General features: G+C 46.2%; 22 protein-coding genes. 9 read left to right on the top strand and 13 right to left on the bottom strand.

Annotated elements, in window-relative coordinates; translation table 11 throughout:
- Positions 1-486: 486 nt before the first annotated feature.
- Positions 487-1,035: a gamma carbonic anhydrase family protein gene (locus L5L97_RS20790; RefSeq protein WP_168827558.1), complete on the top strand. Its 549-nt coding sequence runs from the start codon at positions 487-489 to the stop codon at positions 1,033-1,035.
- Between the two features lie 120 nt (positions 1,036-1,155).
- Here the strand turns inward: L5L97_RS20790 and L5L97_RS20785 are convergent, their stop codons facing one another.
- Positions 1,156-1,431 (bottom strand): DUF1488 domain-containing protein, encoded by a 276-nt coding sequence (locus L5L97_RS20785; protein ID WP_113941387.1) that lies wholly within the window; start codon positions 1,429-1,431, stop codon positions 1,156-1,158.
- A 5-nt stretch (positions 1,432-1,436) separates the two neighbouring features.
- A complete protein-coding gene (gene aroE / locus L5L97_RS20780; RefSeq protein ID WP_263164835.1) occupies positions 1,437-2,285 on the bottom strand; it encodes a shikimate dehydrogenase in 849 nt (282 codons plus the stop codon).
- A 153-nt stretch (positions 2,286-2,438) separates the two neighbouring features.
- Between aroE and L5L97_RS20775 the strand changes: the two genes are divergently transcribed.
- The gene (locus L5L97_RS20775; RefSeq protein ID WP_263183830.1) at positions 2,439-2,876 is read left to right on the top strand and encodes a group II truncated hemoglobin; all 438 of its coding nucleotides are present in this window, start codon (positions 2,439-2,441) and stop codon (positions 2,874-2,876) included.
- A gap of 34 nt (positions 2,877-2,910) precedes the next feature.
- Here the strand turns inward: L5L97_RS20775 and hemF are convergent, their stop codons facing one another.
- The 6 genes from hemF to L5L97_RS20745 form a co-directional block, all read right to left on the bottom strand.
- Positions 2,911-3,819 (bottom strand): oxygen-dependent coproporphyrinogen oxidase, encoded by a 909-nt coding sequence (gene hemF / locus L5L97_RS20770; RefSeq protein WP_263183828.1) that lies wholly within the window; start codon positions 3,817-3,819, stop codon positions 2,911-2,913.
- A 25-nt stretch (positions 3,820-3,844) separates the two neighbouring features.
- Positions 3,845-4,411 carry an L-threonylcarbamoyladenylate synthase gene (locus tag L5L97_RS20765; RefSeq protein ID WP_263183826.1) on the bottom strand — a complete coding sequence of 189 codons (567 nt, stop codon included), beginning with the start codon at positions 4,409-4,411 and terminating at the stop codon, positions 3,845-3,847.
- A gap of 147 nt (positions 4,412-4,558) precedes the next feature.
- Entirely contained in the window at positions 4,559-5,122 is a 564-nt protein-coding gene (locus L5L97_RS20760; RefSeq protein ID WP_263183825.1) for a type I DNA topoisomerase, read from the bottom strand.
- A 119-nt stretch (positions 5,123-5,241) separates the two neighbouring features.
- Positions 5,242-5,715: a DUF494 family protein gene (locus tag L5L97_RS20755; protein WP_006083793.1), complete on the bottom strand. Its 474-nt coding sequence runs from the start codon at positions 5,713-5,715 to the stop codon at positions 5,242-5,244.
- Positions 5,716-5,717: 2 nt separating this feature from the next.
- Positions 5,718-6,734, bottom strand: a complete 1,017-nt coding sequence (dprA, locus tag L5L97_RS20750) for a DNA-processing protein DprA (protein ID WP_212601774.1) — start codon at positions 6,732-6,734, stop codon at positions 5,718-5,720.
- Between the two features lie 83 nt (positions 6,735-6,817).
- Positions 6,818-7,948 carry a LysM peptidoglycan-binding domain-containing protein gene (locus L5L97_RS20745; RefSeq protein WP_131524499.1) on the bottom strand — a complete coding sequence of 377 codons (1,131 nt, stop codon included), beginning with the start codon at positions 7,946-7,948 and terminating at the stop codon, positions 6,818-6,820.
- A gap of 125 nt (positions 7,949-8,073) precedes the next feature.
- Between L5L97_RS20745 and def the strand changes: the two genes are divergently transcribed.
- The 5 genes from def to L5L97_RS20720 are packed head-to-tail and all read left to right on the top strand — an operon-like array spanning position 8,074 to position 13,728.
- Positions 8,074-8,586, top strand: coding sequence for a peptide deformylase (gene def, locus L5L97_RS20740; protein ID WP_217363072.1), 513 nt, complete (start codon positions 8,074-8,076; stop codon positions 8,584-8,586).
- 8 nt (positions 8,587-8,594) lie between these two features.
- Positions 8,595-9,551 (top strand): methionyl-tRNA formyltransferase, encoded by a 957-nt coding sequence (gene fmt, locus L5L97_RS20735; protein WP_263183821.1) that lies wholly within the window; start codon positions 8,595-8,597, stop codon positions 9,549-9,551.
- A gap of 2 nt (positions 9,552-9,553) precedes the next feature.
- Positions 9,554-10,840, top strand: a complete 1,287-nt coding sequence (rsmB, locus tag L5L97_RS20730) for a 16S rRNA (cytosine(967)-C(5))-methyltransferase RsmB (protein WP_263183819.1) — start codon at positions 9,554-9,556, stop codon at positions 10,838-10,840.
- 15 nt (positions 10,841-10,855) lie between these two features.
- Positions 10,856-12,265 carry a Trk system potassium transporter TrkA gene (gene trkA / locus L5L97_RS20725; RefSeq protein WP_105250826.1) on the top strand — a complete coding sequence of 470 codons (1,410 nt, stop codon included), beginning with the start codon at positions 10,856-10,858 and terminating at the stop codon, positions 12,263-12,265.
- 20 nt (positions 12,266-12,285) lie between these two features.
- Positions 12,286-13,728 carry a TrkH family potassium uptake protein gene (locus L5L97_RS20720; protein WP_113941395.1) on the top strand — a complete coding sequence of 481 codons (1,443 nt, stop codon included), beginning with the start codon at positions 12,286-12,288 and terminating at the stop codon, positions 13,726-13,728.
- A gap of 54 nt (positions 13,729-13,782) precedes the next feature.
- On the opposite strand, the gene hemG (L5L97_RS20715) is transcribed toward L5L97_RS20720, so the two are convergent.
- On the bottom strand, positions 13,783-14,337 hold the full coding sequence (gene hemG / locus L5L97_RS20715) for a menaquinone-dependent protoporphyrinogen IX dehydrogenase (RefSeq protein ID WP_105250824.1): 555 nt from the start codon (positions 14,335-14,337) through the stop codon (positions 13,783-13,785).
- A 199-nt stretch (positions 14,338-14,536) separates the two neighbouring features.
- Between hemG (L5L97_RS20715) and L5L97_RS20710 the strand changes: the two genes are divergently transcribed.
- On the top strand, positions 14,537-14,845 hold the full coding sequence (locus tag L5L97_RS20710) for an ArsR/SmtB family transcription factor (protein ID WP_105250823.1): 309 nt from the start codon (positions 14,537-14,539) through the stop codon (positions 14,843-14,845).
- Positions 14,846-14,908: 63 nt separating this feature from the next.
- Here L5L97_RS20710 and hemG (L5L97_RS20705) read toward each other — a convergent pair whose 3' ends face one another.
- The 4 genes from hemG (L5L97_RS20705) to pepQ form a co-directional block, all read right to left on the bottom strand.
- Positions 14,909-15,433, bottom strand: a complete 525-nt coding sequence (gene hemG, locus L5L97_RS20705; RefSeq protein ID WP_263183818.1) for a menaquinone-dependent protoporphyrinogen IX dehydrogenase — start codon at positions 15,431-15,433, stop codon at positions 14,909-14,911.
- Positions 15,434-15,435: 2 nt separating this feature from the next.
- Positions 15,436-16,893: a TrkH family potassium uptake protein gene (locus L5L97_RS20700; protein ID WP_263183817.1), complete on the bottom strand. Its 1,458-nt coding sequence runs from the start codon at positions 16,891-16,893 to the stop codon at positions 15,436-15,438.
- A gap of 77 nt (positions 16,894-16,970) precedes the next feature.
- Positions 16,971-17,585, bottom strand: a complete 615-nt coding sequence (locus L5L97_RS20695) for a YigZ family protein (protein ID WP_113941398.1) — start codon at positions 17,583-17,585, stop codon at positions 16,971-16,973.
- A 27-nt stretch (positions 17,586-17,612) separates the two neighbouring features.
- The gene (gene pepQ, locus L5L97_RS20690) at positions 17,613-18,935 is read right to left on the bottom strand and encodes a Xaa-Pro dipeptidase (protein WP_263183815.1); all 1,323 of its coding nucleotides are present in this window, start codon (positions 18,933-18,935) and stop codon (positions 17,613-17,615) included.
- A gap of 490 nt (positions 18,936-19,425) precedes the next feature.
- Between pepQ and fadB the strand changes: the two genes are divergently transcribed.
- A complete protein-coding gene (gene fadB / locus L5L97_RS20685; protein ID WP_263183813.1) occupies positions 19,426-21,576 on the top strand; it encodes a fatty acid oxidation complex subunit alpha FadB in 2,151 nt (716 codons plus the stop codon).
- The last annotated feature ends 18 nt before the right edge of the window (positions 21,577-21,594 follow it).

The raw sequence follows: 21,594 nt of genomic DNA, 5'->3' as shown, positions 1-21,594 counted from the left end.
AACAAACTGTACATATTGCTATGAACACTCATTGTTACATTGATTTAAATTTTTGACTGCCAACCCAAAGGTTAAGCAGTTTCGATTAACTCAACACCTGTGAGTGTCCACACAGATTTCTTGTTTTATCTTGTTAAAGAGCAACTCAACCTCATAAGAGAAGGTGAGTACCACACTGAGCGTCGAACGCTTCCAGTTGGCTAGGGCTGCGTATTCTACGCATTTCCCGTTTCGCGTCAAGGAGTTTTTTCAACTTCTTGACGCGCTTGAATTAAGTGCTTAAAAGCGCCTCAATTCAACCTAATTCGTCAGCTGGCTTTCGCTGTCTGCCGTGTCAGTGGATGCGCATTATAGGGAGATTGAGAAAGTCCGCAACCCCTATTTTTAAGATAATTGTCATTTTCTCACTGTTCGTTGGATATTTGACCTGACCCGCTAGTTTTTAACCTTTATAATGCTAAAAACCACTCAATTAGGGACTTTTCTATGTCAGGGCCACTCAGAACTTACCAAGGTATTCATCCTCAATTAGGCAATAACGTATATGTAGATGAAGCTTCGGTGCTTGTTGGCGATATTGCGTTAGATACTGATGCCAGTATTTGGCCTATGGTGGCGGCGCGTGGTGATGTTAACCATATTCGTATTGGTAAACGCTCGAACGTACAAGACGGTAGCATATTGCATGTAACGCGTAAGTCAGCTGCTCGTCCCGATGGTCATCCACTGATTATTGGTGATGATGTGACTATTGGTCACAAGGCTATGCTTCACGGTTGCAAAGTCGGTAACCGAGTATTAGTAGGCATGGGTGCGATTATTCTCGACGGTGCGATTTTAGAAGATGATGTGATCTTAGGTGCGGGTTCTTTAGTGCCACCGGGCAAGGTATTACAGAGTGGCTATTTATATGTAGGCAGCCCAGTTAAGCAGGCTCGCCCATTAACGCCTGCCGAAATTGCCTTTTTGCCAGAATCTGCCGACAACTATGTTAGACTGAAAAACGAATACTTAGTTGAGTTGCAAAACATCTAGTCACTTGTCGTTAGTCGCTTAGTGTCACTATAGCTATATAATAAAGGCGGTAGAGACTCATTGAGTCTCTACCGCCTTTTGCTATTCGCTGATTCAGAAAACTATCTAAGTTCGATAAGTTTAGCCTAAGTGTACTGCCCCAAACTCATCAAACTCTTCAGCTTCAATTAAGTCTTCCGCCATTTCTTCGGCATCAAATCTCACCGCATCAAACAATGCCAGCATAGCAGCGGCTTCATTGGCACTCGGCTGTTCAGAGAAATCATTCAGCTCGGCTAACTTATTCACACTGATATAGCACTTAATGTTCATCCCCTGTGACTGCGCGATAAAGCAGACTCGCTTGTGGGCGTCGTCCCAATATTGCAGTTCGGGAAAAAGAATACTTTGATTCATGCTTCCTACTTAGGCTCGGCCATTAGTTTATCCCTCAAAAGATTTAATACCACTTGAGTGTCGGGCTCAATACCTCGCCATAGGGTAAAACTCTTAGCCGCTTGTCCGACTAACATGCCGAGCCCATCAATAACCTTAGCTGCACCTTGAGATAGCGCCCATTGGTTAAACGCGGTGACCGAGGCGCCATACATCATGTCATAACAAACAGTTTGGGTGGTGATGATATGCGCAGGCAAAGTTGGCAACTCGCCCGCAAGACTCGCCGAAGTTGAATTGATGATGACATCGAACTCGCCCACAAGCTCATTCATTTCTACGGCGGTGACTCTATTTGCGAAAGCACCGTTATCCACCGAAGTAAAGATATCGACCAGAAGCTGTGCCTTAGTGTGAGTGCGATTACTGATGATCAGCTGCGCAATTCCCGCATTTAATAACGGCAGAATACAACCGCGCGCCGCACCACCAGCACCAATAAGTAACACGCGCTTATCTTGCAGGCTGCCTAAGTTAGCGATGAGATCAGCCACCAGCCCTAAACCATCGGTGTTATCACCGCGAATAGTGCCATCGGCCAATAAACTTAAGGTGTTTACCGCGCCAGCAAGCTTGGCCTCTGGGCTGAGACTGTCACACAGCGCAAAAGCTTGCTCCTTAAAAGGCACTGTCACATTCGCGCCCTTGCCGCCCGCATTGAAAAACGCCGTCAGTGAGGCTTCAAAACCATCGACCGGAGCAAGAATGGCTTCATAGATTAATAACTCTTGGGTGGGCGCGGCAAATTGTCCATGAATGAACGGCGATTTACTGTGGCTAATTGGATTGCCAAACACTGCGTATCTGTCTGTCATAGCGATATTAAATTTTAGGTTCAATGGCTTTGCAGTCTACCGCGCTTTTGAGCCTAGGCAAGACGAATTATGTTCAACTAAATTTCACGTTGGGTTTCACGCTATAATGCGCCATCGGCTCAATACTCTCTATTTTAGTGAACGACTATTCCAATGAACTGGCTTAAAAAGATTTTTAGTAAACACACTCCGCCACAGGATGATCGCGATCCGAGTCAATCTAACGCCTATGATTTAATCGGCGGCGAACAGGTGATACGTGCTATCGCAAAGAGTTTTTATCAGAAGATGGCAAGCTCTGAAGAAACGGCAACACTGCTTGCCATTCATAGAGCGCCAATTGCGGAATCAGAGCAGAAGTTGTGCGAATTTTTAAGTGGTTGGCTCGGCGGACCGCAGCTCTACCAGCAGAAATATGGTCATCCCGCATTGCGAGCACGACACATGCATTTCGCCGTCGATGAGGCGATGCGGGATCAATGGCTGTTTTGTATGAAATTTGCGATTGAAGAAAACATTAATAAGCCAGAGCATCGAGCCGCCATCTTTGAGGCGATTTCAACTCTGGCTGATCATATGCGTAATCAATAAAGTGGACATCGCATCCACTTTTTAAGATTACTGGCTAAACCCAGTCGCGGGGTTTGAGGTAGTTATCGTACAAATCTGCCTCTGGGCTTCCCGCCTCTGGCGTATAAGCATATTGCCAACGCACTAATGGCGGCATCGACATTAAGATAGACTCGGTGCGGCCGCCCGTCTGTAGGCCAAACAAAGTGCCTCTGTCGTAGACTAAGTTGAACTCAACATAACGACCACGACGATAGAGTTGGAACTGACGCTCACGCTCACCGAATTCAGTCTTTTTACGACGCTCGACAATCGGCGCATAGGCCGTTAAGAAGCCATTACCTACAGCCTGCATAAAGCTAAAGCTTTGCTCGAATCCTGCTTGATTCAAGTCATCGAAAAACAATCCACCCACGCCGCGGGTTTCATTACGATGCGGTAGGAAGAAATACTCATCGCACCATTTCTTATACTTGGGATAAACCTCATCCCCGAAAGGCGCGCAAATATCCTTAGAAGTCTGGTGCCACTCGCGCACATCTTCCTCGAACGGATAATAAGGCGTTAAATCAAAGCCACCGCCAAACCACCACACGGGATCGGCACCCTCTTTTTGAGCGATGAAGAAGCGCACATTGGCATGAGTCGTTGGGATATAAGGATTATTAGGATGAATAACTAAAGAAACCCCCATAGCTTCAAAACTACGGCCCGCTAACTCAGGGCGATGCGCCGTAGCTGACGCAGGCATAGCAGCGCCAGTCACATGGGAAAAGTTAACCCCAGCTTGCTCGAACACTGCACCTTGGGTTAATACTCGGCTCGTACCACCACCGCCTTCGGCGCGAGTCCATGAATCGGCGGCGAACGTGGCTTGGCCATCCAGCACCTGTAAACCAGCACAAATTCGGTTTTGTAGATCGATTAAAAACGCTTTTACCACTGCAACATCAGGCACACTCATCTTGTTATCCTTATTATTGGTTTGCTCATTGTCCATTTCGTAAAATCTTACCGCTTCGCGCATCGATAATGGTCGAGGGCTGACGTTGTTCGCCGAGTTCACCTAATACCAGTGCATCGATTTTACCGGTAAAATCGGCGAGGATTTCAGCGGCAGTTAATGCGGGATCTTCACCTGCAAGGTTAGCGCTGGTCGACACTAAAGGTTTATTAAGTGCGCGGCACAGGGCTTGTACTCCAGCATGGGCCGACACTCGCACTGCGATAGAGTCAAATTCGCCACAGAGGTATTTTGAAACCTGCGCTTTGATTGGCATGACAAAGGTAAAAGGCCCCGGCCACTTGGAAAATGCAAACTCGAGCTGCTCAACCGTTAATTGCGATTCATCAACATAAGCCAAAAGCTGCTGAAAATCACTGGCGACTAAGATCAGTCCCTTTTGCCATGGGCGCTGTTTTACAGCCAATAACTTTTGGATAGCAGTGTCATTATCTGGGTCGCAACCTAGGCCATAAACGGCCTCGGTTGGATAAGCGATAACACCACCGTTAAGCACAATATCTTTTATGTCAGATGGGTGCAGCTGCAACATCTTAGGATCACCTTTTGAGTATTGTCGATTTCAACAATCAAATTATTGGATAAATTCGAATACTGACCGCCCCATCAGCGGTCAGCCGAGGATTATACGCAAGCCACTTTCATCGGCCAAATATTAAGATGCAGGTCACACAATAAACTAAAGTGGTCTTTTGTATTTACAGCTTTTTTGCGGGCATTCTAAACGCATCCCAGCCGCACCTTTACGCTCGACTAAGATCCCAAAACCACAACTCGGGCAAGCTTCAGCAACCGGAGGATAATTCACAATAAACTTACACTTAGGGTAAGCACTGCAGGCATAAAAACTCTTTCCGAAGCGACTCGTTCTGTGCTCAAGCTTACCCGCTTTGCATTCAGGGCAAGGAATGTCAGGCTTGTCACTCGCTTGATCCTGTTTTTCAATATGCGTGCAGCTAGGGTATTGAGTGCAACCAATAAAGATCCCAAATCGACCAGATTTTACCGCCAGCTCGTGGCCGCATTCAGGACATACAGAACCTTCAATCACTTGAGTTTCAATGAATTCGTGTTGCACTAAGGGACGAGTGTAATTACAGCTAGGGTAATTATTACAGCCAATAAAACCGCCGTGCTTACTGTGTTTGACCGATAACTCGCTGCCACATTCAGGGCAAAGTTCGTATTCTTTTTCCAGTGCGTGTTCGTGGGCACTAAATAATTGTTCATCAATCTTAGACATAATCATTCACCACCTGTCGTAGCGCATTAGGATATCAAGCGCAGTGCCATCAAGGAATTTATGGCATCAAAAAAGGAGGTCTTAGCCTCCTTTCTCTCATAATTCATCTTTCACAACAATTAAGAATGCAGTCGGCCTTCGGGCTGTTCGAAGATTAAATCTTCCATTTGCTCATAAGCGGACTCATGGCCAGGAGCATTAAACAGCACCATTAAGATAACCCATTTGAGATCTTCTAAAATCAGGGTTGGTTCATCCAACTCCATAACTCTATCGATCACCATTTCACGGGTTTCGACATTCAGCACTTTAACTTGCTCTAAAAACAGCAAGAAACCGCGGGATTCCACATCCAGCTTGTCCATTTCGTCCTTTGTATAGATACGAAACGAATGCTGATCGTGATTACAAAGATAAGGTTTATCCCCTTCTTGTAATTCAGCTAAGCGCTCTAACCAAGTTAACGCTTTTAAAATCTCGGATTGATGAAATCCGGCACGAGTGAGTTCCTTGGTTAACTCGTCTTCATCAACTAGTAGTTCAACTTCACTGTGAACATAGTTTTCAAATAGATACATGAGGATATCAAACATGGCTAGCTCCTCTTTACTCTGACGTAACCACCGGGTACTGCTATTACCCAACCTTGCAACTCAAGTTCAAGCATTTGTTCTAACACCAGATCTATCGTTTTTCCACTATGTTCAACGACTGCATCAATTGATGTAGTTTCATAACCTACACTAGCTAACAGAGACGAAAATGGCAAATTACAAATCTCGCCCTGCTGTATATGGTGGCATAACTTCAATTCTTCAAGGTGGAAAGCGGTTAAACTTGCCAACTCTTCCACTATATCGGCAGCAGTTTCCACAAGCTTTGCTCCATCACGTAATAAATCATGACAGCCTTGATGGTAACCACCTAAGATTGAGCCCGGAACGGCAAACACCTCACGCCCTTGTTCCATCGCCAACCTAGCAGTGATTAAAGAGCCGCTTTTGCGACAGGCTTCAACCACAAGTGTCCCTAAAGATAGACCGCTAATAATGCGATTTCGTTTCGGAAAATTACCCGCAAAGGGACCAGTATCGGGCCAAAACTCGCTAAGTATACAGCCTTGCTGCTGAATATCATGATAAAGCTGTCGATGTTTTCGTGGATAAATGATCTCTATGCCCGTTCCTAGTACGGCAATAGTGCGCCCTTGATGGTCAACACAGGCTTTATGGGCCGCCCCATCAATCCCCATCGCCATGCCACTACAGATACCAAATCCCATTGAGGACATCTCAGCAGCCAGCTGATAAGCGACCTGCAATCCGCCTGGAGAAGCATTACGACTGCCAACAATCGCAAGATAAGGAAGGGCTAACGCCTCTAAGCAACCTTTAACGAACAGGACGGCGGGTGGATCTGAGAGTTGTTTTAATAATGGTGGATAAAGCGGATCAGAGAAACAAAGCAGATGATGATCGGCGGCTTGCTGTTGCCATTCGAGGGCGACATCCACTTTTTGATAATCAATAACAAGGCTATGGAGCAGATGATCAGATAAAGGTAGCGCTTGTCTCTCATGCTCTAACCTTTGTCTGAGGTCGTCCACTTCCATGTGCGTTAATAATTGTTGGATCCGAGCGGGTCCTAGCCCAGATACAGCACAAACAACTAACCAATCGACCAAATTTTCAGAGATTATAGACCTCTTAAGGCTAAAGATTCAGGGGCGATTAACTTATCGTCAACACGAACAGGCCGCTCAGTGGAGACAATCAAACCTAAGCTCGCCTTATCAAACACTTTAAACACTAACAACTTACCATGATAAACATCCGGCATCTTAACTGCACGATCCGAAGAGACTGACGCCATTAGGTTATCATAGGCAGTACGTTCAATTGCAGGAACCGGCATACCATCATTGTTGATAACAATAACCTCCCCATCACGGTAAATAGAAAATACCACCCCAGGCTCGACGCCATCCTGAGTGCCTTTATCTAAGTACACGACATTCAACTTACCCGCTTCACGCAAATTTGATTCTGTTGCTAACACTAAAGCTGGTATCTTTAATTCCGCAGGTTTAGGAGTAAAGTAAGCTGACATCAAGGAATCACTTTCCATCGGCAATACTCTGAAGCCCGCTTTGGTTTCGCGAAAGCTCGTTAGCAACTTAATTTTTGAAACCTTACCAGACTCAATCACTTGCCCAGTAGACGACAAAATGGCTTCTTGTCCTAACGCTTCGCCTGACTCTTTATTGAAAAACTCGCGACCGCGTTCGTAAATACCATATTTTTGGTTTATTGGCAGTTCAGCATCAATATAAATCACATCACCCACAATATGGTGACGCGATGGACTTTCACCTGCCAGCACCATAGGTTGCTCAGTAAGCCAGTGAGTCTCGACGACCCGATTCTGCACTAAATATTGTTCAATCAAGGCTAAATCAACGGCTGGAATAGCATTACTCTTAGCAATGACACGTCCCTCGGGACTCTTTCTTACATGGGGTTTAGCACTATCAACAGTAGCACCATTACGCACAAGGCGGGGCTGACCATCAATAAATACCAGAGTGAGTTGATCGCCAGGGTAAATAAGGTGGGGATTAGCAATTTGTGGGTTTACATCCCAAAGACTTGGCCATTTCCATGGGTCATTCAGAAACGCGGCGGAGATATCCCAAAGAGTATCGCCCTTTTTCACTACATATGACTCAGGATGCCCCGCCTTAAGCGTCAGGGTATCTGCGGCAACAAACGTGCAATTGAATGTCATTAACGCGAGTAAAATTAACCGTTTCATGGGTATTTCCATGTTGTTTAACTCTTAGTTTGAGCTTTTACTGTTATTGGTAGGCACTAAAGATTAAAATTAACTCATTAGCATCAGTCAGTATAACTAACTGGCAGAGATTTGACAGACTTGTTAAGAGTTTATGTATGACACTATTAAAAGTATTACAATTCCCTGACGAAAGATTACGAACACAAGCCACACCCATCACAGAGTTTAATGCCGAGCTGCAGACTCAAATTGATGATATGTTCGAAACCATGTACCAAGAAAAAGGTATCGGTCTGGCCGCGACCCAAGTTGATTACCATAAACAACTTATTGTCATGGACTTACAGGATGAAGTCGAACGACCTAAAGTGTTTATCAATCCCGAAATTATCACCAGCAGCGGTGACTTCTGTAATGAAGAAGGTTGCCTGTCGGTTCCGGGGATTTACGCCAAAGTCGATCGCGCCGAATTTGTCACGGTAAAAGCCTTAGACAGGCACGGTAACGAATTTATAGTTGAGGCCGATGAGCTATTTGCCATTTGTATTCAACACGAAATGGATCACCTCAAAGGCAAATTGTTTGTCGATTATTTGTCGCCGCTAAAACGTCAGCGGATCAAACAAAAACTTGAAAAAGCGGCCCGATTGGACGCCAAAGAAGCATAGGATCAGATTTGAAACCACTCAACATCATCTTTGCCGGAACACCGGATTTTGCCGCTCGCCACTTACAAGCACTTTTAAACTCACACCACAATGTGATTGGCGTTTACACTCAGCCCGATAGACCCGCTGGCCGCGGCAAGAAACTGACCGCCAGCCCAGTAAAAGAACTCGCTATCGCCAATAGTATTCCAGTGTTTCAACCCGGCTCATTACGTAAAGAACCCGCGCAACAAGAACTTGCCGCACTCAACGCCGATATCATGGTGGTCGTCGCTTACGGTCTGATCTTGCCAAAAGTCGTATTAGATACACCGCGTTTAGGTTGTATTAACGTTCATGGTTCTATTTTGCCACGCTGGCGCGGTGCAGCACCGATCCAACGCGCACTTTGGGCCGGCGACAAAGAAACTGGCGTAACCGTTATGCAGATGGATGTGGGTTTAGATACTGGTGACATGCTGCTTAAAACCTATCTGCCGATCGAAGATAACGACACGTCAGCCAGCCTTTACGAGAAACTGGCAGAACAAGGTCCCGTTGCCCTATTGCAAGCACTCGAAGGTTTGGAAAATGGCACCTTAGCCGCTGAAAAACAAGATGAAGCCTTAGCAAACTACGCAGAAAAACTCAGCAAAGAAGAAGCCAGACTCGACTGGAATAAATCCGCTAAACAGTTATGGCAAGAAGTCCGCGCCTTTAATCCTTGGCCTGTGAGTTACTTTGAGCACCAAGGTAACACTATTAAAGTGTGGCAAACTCAAGTCAGCGAAACCACCAGCACAGCCGCTCCAGGCACTATTATCAGCGCCAGCAAAAAAGGCATAGACGTCGCCACCGCTGATGGTGTGTTAACCCTGCTGAGTATGCAGCTTCCGGGGAAAAAGCCACTCAATGTTGCCGATATTCTCAATGCTCGAGGTGAATGGTTTAGCCCGAATACTCGCCTCGCAAACGAGGCACAATAATCATGAACTTGCGCGCGCTAGCTGCGAAAGCCATCTTCGAAGTATTAGAAAAAGGCGTGTCACTGTCAGTGGCATTGCCTGATCAACAAAAACATCTTGCCAGTGGCAAAGATAAAGCCCTACTTGCCGAGATCTGCTACGGCGTGATGCGCACTCTGCCGCAAATAGAAAAACGCATCAGTGAATGCCTAGCGAAACCACTCAAAGGTAAGCAAAGGATTATCCACCAGCTACTGATCGTAGGTTGCTATCAACTGTACTTCACTCGTATTCCAAGCCACGCCGCAATTTCAGAAACCGCCGAAGCCTGTCGCCAATTAAAATTTGAAGGCATGGTCAAAGTGGTTAATGGTGTACTGCGCAATATTCAGCGCCAGCTATCGCCACTAAGTACTGGATCAGATACCTTAAGCTATAACACACCCGCTTGGTTAATTAAGCGCTTAAAAGAAGCCTATCCCGAGCAATGGCAAGACATCATTCAACAAAGCCATGAACGCCCGCCCATGTGGCTGCGTAACAATCGCTTATCCCAGAGCCGTGCCGAATACCTCGCAGCCCTAGCCGAAATCGACATTGAAGCGAGCGAAGGCAGCAGTGCCGATGCCATTCTCCTAGCGCATCCAAAGGATGTCGCCACACTGCCACACTTTCATGAAGGTGCAGCATCAGTGCAAGATGGCGCGGCACAATGGGCGGCGACCTTACTAGCCCCGCAAGCGAATGAATTAATACTCGATGCCTGCGCGGCACCCGGTGGCAAAAGTTGTCACTTACTCGAACTTGAGCCGAGTATCAAATTAGTGGCTGTTGATTTTGATGCCAAACGCCTTGAGCGTGTGCAACAGAACCTTGACCGCTTATCATTAAAAGCGGAGCTTATCCATGGTGATGCGGCCAACATAGACTCATGGTGGCAAGGCGGACAATTTGATCGTATCTTACTGGACGCGCCTTGCTCAGCCACGGGAGTTATCCGCCGCCATCCCGATATTAAATGGTTGCGAAAAAACCATGACATCGAAGAGTTGGCTGAACTACAACAGCAAATTCTCGATCATTGCTGGAAGTGGCTAAAACCCGGTGGCACGCTTCTTTATGCCACTTGTTCGATTTTACCGCAGGAAAACCGCGACCAGATCAGTGCGTTTTTAGATAGAACGGTAGATGCTAAGCTAGACACACTTGCCCAGCAAAATTCGCCACAGGATATAGGTTGGCAAATCACGCCAGGACAAGACAATATGGATGGGTTTTATTATGCCCGTTTATTGAAAGCGACTGATTAGGAAGTAAGCAAGGCCATGAAAATTATCATATTAGGTGCGGGTCAAGTTGGGGGAACCTTGGCCGAAAATTTGGTGGGTGAGAACAATGACATCACCATTGTCGATTATGACAAATCCAGATTACGCGCCCTGCAAGATAAATATGACCTTCGCGTCGTAGCGGGCCATGCCGCTCACCCTGATGTGCTCAGAGAAGCTGGCGCAGAAGATGCCGACATGCTTATCGCCGTAACCAATAGTGATGAATGCAATATGGCTGCCTGCCAGATTGCCTATACCCTTTTTGGTACGCCGACTAAAATTGCCCGTATCCGCTCAGAACCGTATTTGGCGATGCGCGATAAACTCTTTATCGACAGTGAAACCAAAAATAGCGACGGTCGCCCCCGCGGCGGCTTCGTAATCGATGAATTAATCGCCCCTGAACAGTTAGTGACCGCTTACATCCAGCGACTCGTAGAATATCCAGGCGCATTACAAGTGCTTGAATTTGCCGAAGGCCGCTTGAGCCTAGTGGCTGTTCGAGCCTATTACGGCGGCCCACTGGTGGGAAATGCATTAGCGGCACTTCGCGAGCATATGCCCAATATTGATACCCGGGTCGCGGCGATCTTCCGCCAAGGCCGCGCTATTATGCCTCGCGGAACGACCATTATCGAAGCCGATGATGAAGTCTTCTTCGTTGCAGACAGTCGCCACATTCGCGCTGTCATGAGCGAAATGCAAAAGCTCGATAACTCCTACCGCAACATTATGATCGCCGGTGGCGGTAACATAGGCCTAGGTTTAGCAAAACGCCTTGAGCGCACCCACTCGGTCAAACTAATTGAGCATAAATTAGAACGTGCAGAAGCATTATCGGAGCAGTTGGAAAATACCACAGTGTTCTGCGGTGATGCCTCAGATCAAGAATTACTGCTCGAAGAACACATAGACCAAACCGACGTATTTATTGCGGTCACCAATGACGACGAAGCCAATATTATGTCCGCCCTGCTAGCAAAACGTATGGGCGCGAAAAAGGTCATGGTGCTTATTCAACGCGAAGCCTATGTGGATATAGTGCAAGAAGCCAACATCGATATTGCAATCTCACCACAACAAGCGACTATTTCGGCACTATTAACTCATATTCGTCAGGGTGATATCTGTAACGTTTACTCTCTACGTCGTGGGGCGGCCGAGGCAATTGAAGCTATCGCCCACGGAGATGCCAGCACTTCTAAAGTCGTTGGCAAAGCCATTGGTGATATTAAGTTGCCACCGGGGACAACGATTGGCGCTATTGTCCGCAATGATGAAGTGCTGATGGCCCACGACAAAACCGTGATAGAGCAAGGAGATCACGTGATCTTGTTCTTAGTGAATAAAAAGTTTGTCGGCGAAGTCGAGAAGCTTTTCCAACCAAGTGCTTTCTTCTTCTAAGAACCTTAGTAAGCCAACTTATGCTGAACTTTAGACCGCTATTGTTTATTTTAGGGCTGTTTTTGTCCATGCTGACAGCTTTCATGCTGATCCCACTGCTCCTCGCCGCATACAAAGGTGAGGAAACTGTGGGCTCTTTTATGGTGTCGGCATTAGTCACAGGCATTAGCTCAAGCCTGTGTTTACACAATGGCCAAAGCAAAAGCATTAACCTCAATATCCGCGATATGTTCCTGCTAACCAGCCTAACGTGGTTGATCGTAAGCCTATTCGCGGCAATGCCATTTACCCTTTATCACGGTATTGGTTATACCGACGCCTTCTTTGAAACCATGTCCGGCATCACGACCACAGGTTCTACTGTACTCTCAGGGTTGGATACTATGGATCACAGTATCTTAATCTGGCGCTCTTTATTGCAATGGCTAGGTGGGATTGGTTTTATCGTAATGGCGGTGGCGATTCTGCCCTTCTTAAACGTTGGCGGGATGCGGCTATTCCGCACTGAATCATCCGATTGGAGCGATAAAGCAGTGCCTCGCACCCAAAGCATGGCTAAGTATTTATTCTTTATATATATTTTACTAACGAGTATCTGCTGTGTTGCCTATCATCTGGCTGGAATGACTTGGTTTCAGGCCATCAATCATGCAATGACCACCCTCTCGACTGGTGGCTACTCGACCTCAGATAGCTCAATGGCGGCGTTCTCCAACTCTGCACACTGGGTTGGGATTTTCTTTATGGCAGCAGGTGGCTTGCCACTGCTCATGTTTGTACAAACCATACAGCAAAGGGATCTACGGATTTGGAACGATGCTCAGGTCAAAGGCTTCTTATTTTTCCTCACATTTGTATCTTGTTCTATTGGCTTCTGGCTGTGGCAAACCCGCGACATTGAGCTTCTAGATGCACTGCGTTTATCCAGCTTTAACGTGGTATCGGTAGTCACCACTACAGGTTATGGCTTAACGGACTACGGTGCTTGGGGCGCCTTTGCCAATATCGCCTTCCTGTTTTTAATGTTTGTCGGTAGTTGCTCTGGTTCCACTTCGGGCGGGATTAAGATCTTCCGTTTTCAAATTGCTGGGGCCATTATGCGCGAGCAATTGAAACAGCAATGTCATCCAAACGGTATCTTTAGGGAACGTTACAACAACCGCATCATCAGTGATGATATCGTGCGCTCTCTGATCACTTTCGTACTGCTGTTTGTGATGGTGATTGTGGGCTTGTCAGTGATTTTAGTGCTCACGGGTCTTGATCCTATGACCAGTTTCACTGGCGCGATTACGGCAGTCACTAACGTTGGCCCTGGTTTAGGCCCGATTATTGGACCTGTAGGTAACTTCTCAACGCTACCCGATGTCGCTAAATGGGCGTTGTCACTCGGCATGCTCCTCGGTCGTTTAGAAATCTTAACCGTGGCGGTGTTGTTCCACCCGAGTTTCTGGAAGTACTAATTCAGTAGAGCTTGAATACTAAAAAGGCGCTTAACTTGTTAAGCGCCTTTTTTATTAAGCTGTTGCAGTAACGTCAGCTAATTCCAATAGATGATCAGCATAAACTTTCACATCTGCCCAGTCGGTATAATCGATAACTGACTTAGGATCAGTTGGACCCTTAGTCATCTTCATAATCAACTGAATCGCCAATCTGTCATACCAAGGCCATGAAGGATAATCCACTTTGCCCGCAATAATTTTAAGATCAGCAGGCGTCCATGGCGATAACGCAATGAACTTTTGCAGATATTTATTATTTGCAGGGATACGTTTTTCAGGATTTCTCGCCACAACATTGACGCAGAAAAAACTGTTTGGCAATGCGCCCAGAGCCTGTGCATGCTGCTCAATAAATTGAAAAACGCTCTTATCATAGGTGCCATAGAGCACGCAGGCACCTAAGGCAACGACATCATAATCAGGCCAATTAATACAAGTTGCGGCAGCACTGTTGATATCGATGAGGTCAACCTTAGCGTCACGAAATCTTAATTGCTCGGCAATTGCACTGGCAATCTTGGCCGTATGGCCACCACGGGTAAAATAAAGTACGAGGACGCGTGTCATAGGCAATTCCCGATCCACTGAGTAATACCACCATTGTGGCAAGGTTACGTTAAATAAACCTCTGATAGGATCACAAATCAGTCGTATCTCATATTCTGAGATGCAAAAATTGAGATCTGCATTGCCGAGCAGTATGATTGCGTAAACACATGTGTTCAATTAGAATTATCTAATCAAAAGCGATAAAGTGAGTGACCTTATGCAAAATGATATAGATGTAGATGCAATGGTAACTAATGCGGAAAGTGCGGCTAAATGGCTCAAGGCCATAGCGAACCCTTATCGCCTAATGATTTTATGTCTATTACTAGACAAAGAGTTGAGCGTAACCGAGCTCAACGCCACAGTGCCATTAAGCCAGTCGGCTCTATCCCAGCATTTAGCCGTATTACGCGCAGAAGATCTCGTGGATACCCGTAAGAGCTCGCAAATTGTTTACTATAAACTCAAGAACGAGCAAGTCACCCAAGTGATTTCGATTCTGCATAGCCGCTACTGCGCAGCCTAACACTGTAAAATTAGCCTAAATTTAAGCCCTAACCTCTTGCAAGTGATTAGGGCTTAATGGTTTTTAATGTCGGCTAAAACGGTTACCGAAGGCATCGACTTTTGCCCAATCGGTAAACTCAAAAGTACCTGTAATATCAGTTGGCCCTTTAGTCAACCACATGATAAAACGTATCATGGTCCGGTCGAAGAAACCGTATTTAGGGTAATCAATCTTGCCCGCAAACACTTCTAACAGCTGGGGTTGCCACAGTGAAAGCTTGAGAAACTTTTGCATATAAGGATTGGTTTCAGGCGTATTTTTTAAGGGTTTGCGCGCCACTACGTTAACGGTAAAAAAACCATTAATCTTAGTATCTAGCACTGCATGGTGGCGATTCACATACTGATAAAGCTCTGGTCTATGTTTACCATAGCGAATACTGGCACCAATCAGCACTTTATCAAAATCCACTAAGCTCAACGCTTCCGCCTGCTCTAATGTGGCGAGCGAAACCTGCTCTCCCGCCTGTTCAGCAATCGTCTTCATTTTTTGGCAAATTGCCAATGTTTGGCCATCTATCGTCGAATAGATTATTAACGTCTGCATGATTAATTCTTCCAAAAAGTTGGCGTAAACAAAATCAGTAAGGTAAATACTTCGAGGCGACCAAACAGCATAGCCACGACCAATACCCACTTGGCTCCATCACCAATACTGGCATAATTGCTCGCTACCTCACCTAAACCTGGGCCTAGGTTGTTTAAGCATGCCGCCGTGGCACTAAAAGCCGTAATATCATCTAATCCCATCGCCATGAGTGCAAGCATACAAATCACAAACACCAGCGCATAGGCAGAAAAGAATCCCCAAACAGCATCAACCACGCGGTCGGGTAAGGCTTTAGAGCCAATCCTAATCGAAAACATTGCCTTAGGGTGAACGAGTCGTTTCAATTCACGGGAACCCTGTAACAGCAGTAAAATTACTCGAATGACCTTAATCCCACCCGCAGTTGAGCCACCACAGCCACCGATAAAACTCGAAAACATTAATAGTATGGGTAAAAATAATGGCCACAGATGGAAGCTATCAGTGCCAAATCCAGCCGTAGTGGCAACTGAAACTGCCTGAAATAAAGCATGATCTAAGGTTTCTTCTGGCGAATCATAAATACCAGAACGATAAAGCGTGAAGAAACAAATCGCGGTGAGAATAAGTTGAATCGCCACCAGCATCTTAAATTCAGCATCTTTAAAATAGACTCTAACGTTAATCCCACGTCGTGAAAATGCCGCAAAATGCACGCTAAAGTTAACCGCAGAAACAATTAAAAAGAACACACAAATAAGATTAATAGTAGGACTATCGAAATAGCCCATACTGGCATCGTGGGTCGAAAAACCTCCGATGGCTATGGTCGAAAATGAATGACAAATGGCGTCAAAAATACTCATGCCCGCCCACCAATAAGCCGTCGCGCAGGAAATCGTTAGCAGTAAATAGATATACCACAGTGCTTTAGCAGTTTCGGCTATCCGCGGGGTCATCTTACTGTCTTTCACTGGCCCCGGAATTTCTGCGCGATAAAGCTGCATTCCTCCCACACCGAGCACAGGTAAAATAGCCACTGCGAGCACAATAATCCCCATGCCGCCAAGCCATTGCAGCATATGGCGGTAAAACAAAATGGCCTTAGGTAGGAAATCGAGCCCGACAATAACAGTGGCTCCGGTGGTGGTTAACGCAGAAAAAGATTCAAAGAAGCTGTCTGTCCAGCTTAAGTCTGGCTGACTCGAAAAGATAAACGGCAAGGCACCAATAGAACCCAGTACAGTCCAGAACAGCACGACAATCAGGAAGCCCTCTCGAGTACGCAATTCTTCTTTGCAGTGGCGGTTCGGATACCAGAGCCAAAAACCAATAAATAGGCTAACAAAAAATGCCTGCATAAACGCCGTGCCGCCGCCATCGTTATACCAAACAGCGATCAGTGCTGGTGGCAGCATAGTGATTGAAAATAAACCAATCAGCAGGCCTATGATTCTAATTATGGTTGTATATTGCATTACGCGAGTTCAATTATTCCATTGGCTGTAAAGGTATTTTCAGCATTTGGGCTATTTTGGCATAATTTACGCAGGCATCACAGCTCAAACTCGGGCCTCAAACTTCCTTGACTCAGTGTCGCCAGCGACTCACAAAGCCATGCCTGTTGCTCTCGCCCTATCTCAAACACAATATCGACCGCTGTGGCAAATTGCTTATCAATGATCACGGCATCCACTTGCTGTAATAGATGCTCGACATCGCGCAGCTGCGCATAATCACAATGCAACTTGGCGGGATACCGTAACTGTTTGAGTTGCGTCGGTAATTGAATCAAGCCTTGCCTTAAGCCCGACGTATAAGCCCGAACGAGTCCACCTACGCCTAGCTTAGTACCGCCATAGTAACGCACGACAACAGCGCCAACTTCGCCAATATGTGCCCCTTGCAACACAGCTAACATAGGGCGGCCTGCACTGCCAGCGGGCTCACCGTCATCACTCGAACCAATCAAGACGCTATCATCCGGTGCGCCAGCAACAAAAGCTGAGCAATAGTGGCTTGCGCCGGGATAGTCACGCTTTATGTCAGTAAGTACTAACTTTAATTTATCGACACTATCGCAATGAAAGAGAAAAGAGATAAAGCGACTATGCTTTATCTCTTCTTCAATGACGATTTCATCACAGGGAACGTTATAACTTTCGAGCACGAATTCGCCCTAATCTATTTTCAAACATCAATCGGCTAAGCCGAGCTCACGGGTCATGTTCTCGTTTCTATCTTGATGCACTATGACGTTATCTTCGATACGAATACCGCCAAAAGGCCTTAACTCATCAACCGTTTGCCAGTTGATCTGCAGGCCACGACTATCTTGTTTAAGCTCATTGAGCAAAGTATCTATAATGTATAACCCAGGTTCCATGGTCAGCACTTGGTTTGGCGCTAAAATGCGGGTGCAGCGCAAGAATGGGTGGGCCTCGGGCGCCGCGATATGGGTACCGCGCTCATCGTGGGAGAAGCCACCCACATCATGTACTTGTAAACCTAACATGTGGCCTAAACCATGGGGGAAGAAAGCACTGGTAATGCCTTGATCAACCAAACCTTGGGCATCACCCGTGGCTAAATCAAAATCCAATAGCATTTGCGCGACTTTAGCATGAGTCGCTAAGTGTAAATCAGGATAACGAACGCCGGGGCGCATCATGTCGATGAGTTCAAGCTGCGCCTTATTCATCGCAGCGATCAACTCATCAAAACGATTCTTCTCGAATGCATAGGTTCTAGTGATATCAGACGCATAACCAAAGTAGCTCGCGCCCGCATCGATAAGAAAAGACAAACGTTTCGCAGGGCTTTGATGCTCGAGCGCGGTGTAATGCAAAATCGCCGCATTTTGATTAAGAGCGATAATATTGCCGTAGGGCACTTCATTTTCGCTCTGACCCACGGCAGATAAATAATGCTGTTGGATCTCAAACTCACTCGCACCGTTATAAAACGCATTTTTAGCCGCCAAATGTCCCTGCACCGCAATTTGGTTGGCGCGGCGCATACATTCCAGCTCATATTCAGTTTTAGTGGTTCTGTGGTAATGCAAATAGCTCATCACAGCATCGGGATTGCGACTAGTAAAACCCAGCACTTCGGCTACATCTAAATGCTCACCCAAATAAGCCCAATTAACTGTGTCTTTAGGTAACAGCTCAGCAACCTTATCGGCCTTAGTTAACAGCTTAATATCAAAATGCTCGGTCCAGAACATATCCGGCACATCGGATACTTTGTGCCAAAAATCCACAGGACGATAAAAAATCAGCTGCGGCTTATCGCGACCATTGACGACTAACCAGCAATTCGGATTATCTAACACTGGCAACCATGCCTTGAAGTGCGGGTTTGCTTTAAAGGGATAATTGATATCATCCAAAAACATCCGATGCGGCTGACCCGAATGGATCACTAAACCAGACAAGGCTTCTCGAGACAAAATCTCTGCGACTCGGCGGTTTAACTCGGCAATATGGGCACGATAGTGATGAGTCAACTGATCCATTTGTCATCTCCTGCAATGAATAAAAGTTAATATTATGAGCCAAATTTGCCCACATAATCTTAATCTGATCATGAACAACAGATTCAATCAAAACGTTAAACTGTCACTCAATCTAAAATACATGGCTGCTGAATAAAGAACATTAAAGCGATAACATCATGATTATTTTTAATAATTCTATTCAACCCTAGCATGGCTGCAGCGTTTAAACGTCTAAGGAAAACAGCCACAAAGACCTATTTATCCGCAAAGTGATTTAACGCATTCTAGGTGTTCTACACTCTGTGCAGTGTATCACAAAGGTGAAAAATCACTCTAGCCGACATGAAATTAAACAGTCGTTTAAATTGGGTGTTGTAATTTATCGAATTTCGAAGCACACTGGCACACAACTGGTCAAATGATGGCCGAAGCTGCTGTGAGATAGAGAGTCGTACTAGCACCAACACATAATGGTGGGTATCACTTTTAAGCCAAAAGGAAGCAAGCAATGATCTACCAAAGTCCTACAATTCAAGTTGAGTTACTCGAGGATAATATTGCCAAGCTGTGCTTTAACGCACCCGGTTCGGTGAACAAATTCGACAGAGAAACCCTCGCTTCGCTCGATGCCGCATTAGACAGCATCAAGCAAAATTCCAATATCAAAGCGTTAGTGCTGACCTCCAGTAAAGATACCTTTATTGTGGGTGCCGACATTACCGAATTTTTAGGCCTATTTGCACAAGATGACGCCGTACTACTCTCTTGGGTTGAACAAGCCAACGCAGTCTTCAATAAACTCGAAGACTTGCCTTTCCCAACTGCATCTGCAATCAAAGGCTTTGCCTTAGGTGGCGGCTGTGAAACCATTCTGGCAACGGATTTTCGTATCGCAGATACCACAGCCAAAATCGGTTTACCTGAAACTAAACTCGGCATCATCCCAGGCTTTGGCGGCACAGTTCGTCTGCCACGTGTAATTGGTGCAGATAACGCACTCGAGTGGATCACCACAGGTAACGACCAACGCGCTGAAGATGCACTGAAAGTCGGTGCTGTAGATGCCGTGGTTGCACCAGAAGCATTAGAAGCGGCTGCGATTCAAATGCTCAAAGATGCTGTTGCTGAAAAGTTAGATTGGCAAGCGCGTCGTAACCGCAAGCTGTCTGCCCTAACGCTGCCAAAACTTGAAGCCATGATGTCATTTACCACAGCTAAAGGCATGGTGTTTGCTGTTGCGGGTAAACACTACCCAGCACCAATGGCCGCAGTAAGCGTAATTGAGCAAGCATCAACTAAAGGCCGCACCGAAGCACTGCAAATCGAACATCAAGCCTTTATCAAGCTCGCTAAAACTGACGTTGCTAAAGCGCTTATCGGTATCTTCCTTAATGATCAATTCGTTAAAGGCAAAGCGAAAAAAGCGGGTAAATTAGCCAAAGAAGTGAAAAACGCTGCCGTATTAGGTGCTGGCATTATGGGCGGCGGTATCGCCTACCAAAGCGCCAGCAAAGGCACACCGATTGTCATGAAAGACATTGCCCAGCCAGCATTAGATTTAGGCCTCAATGAAGCCGCCAAACTGCTGTCTGCCCAAGTTGCTCGTGGTCGTTCAACGCCAGAAAAAATGGCCAAAGTGCTGAACAACATCACGCCTTCATTAGATTATGCTGCGCTCAAACACAGTGATGTCGTCGTTGAAGCCGTTGTTGAACATCCAAAAGTTAAAGCACAGGTTTTAGCCGAAGTTGAAGGTTATGTGAGTGAAGATGCGATTATCGCGTCAAACACCTCAACGATTTCAATCAACTTGCTCGCTAAGAGCATGAAGAAACCTGAGCGTTTCTGCGGTATGCATTTCTTCAACCCAGTGCACAAAATGCCGTTGGTCGAAGTTATCCGTGGCGAGCACAGCTCTGAAGAAACCATCGCCTCTGTTGTGGCTTACGCCAGCAAAATGGGCAAAACGCCAATCGTGGTAAACGATTGCCCAGGCTTCTTCGTTAACCGCGTACTCTTCCCTTACTTTGCAGGCTTTAACGGCTTACTTGCCGAAGGTGGCGACTTTGCTGCAATCGACAAGGTAATGGAAAAACAATTCGGTTGGCCAATGGGCCCTGCTTACCTGCTCGACGTAGTGGGTTTAGACACAGGTCATCACGCCCAAGCCGTTATGGCTGAAGGTTTCCCTGATCGCATGGGTAAATCAGGCACTGATGCGATTGATGTGATGTTTGAGAACAAACGTCTTGGCCAGAAAAATGGCAAAGGTTTCTATGTCTATTCAGTCGATAGCCGTGGTAAACCGAAGAAAGATGTCGATCCAACGAGCTACGGCCTATTGAAAGCGGCCTTTGGCGAATTAAAAGTCTTTGAAGCCGATGACATTATTGCCCGTACTATGATCCCTATGATCATCGAAACCGTGCGCTGTTTAGAAGAAGGTATTGTCGCATCACCAGCCGAAGCGGATATGGGCCTAGTTTATGGCTTAGGTTTCCCGCCATTCAGAGGCGGCGTGTTCCGTTATTTGGATACCATGGGTGTCGCAAACTTTGTGGCCTTAGCAGACAAATATGCTCACTTGGGCGGTCTGTATCAAGTCACAGATGCGATGCGTACATTAGCAGCCAATAACGGTAGCTACTACCAAGCCTAATTAGCGGGAAAGGAATTT

Origin of the sequence: Shewanella sp. SM71 (genome assembly GCF_025653905.1) — a bacterium.
In the GTDB taxonomy this organism is placed as follows: Bacteria; Pseudomonadota; Gammaproteobacteria; order Enterobacterales; family Shewanellaceae; genus Shewanella; species Shewanella oncorhynchi.
This window is presented reverse-complemented; position numbering and strand designations above follow the sequence as displayed.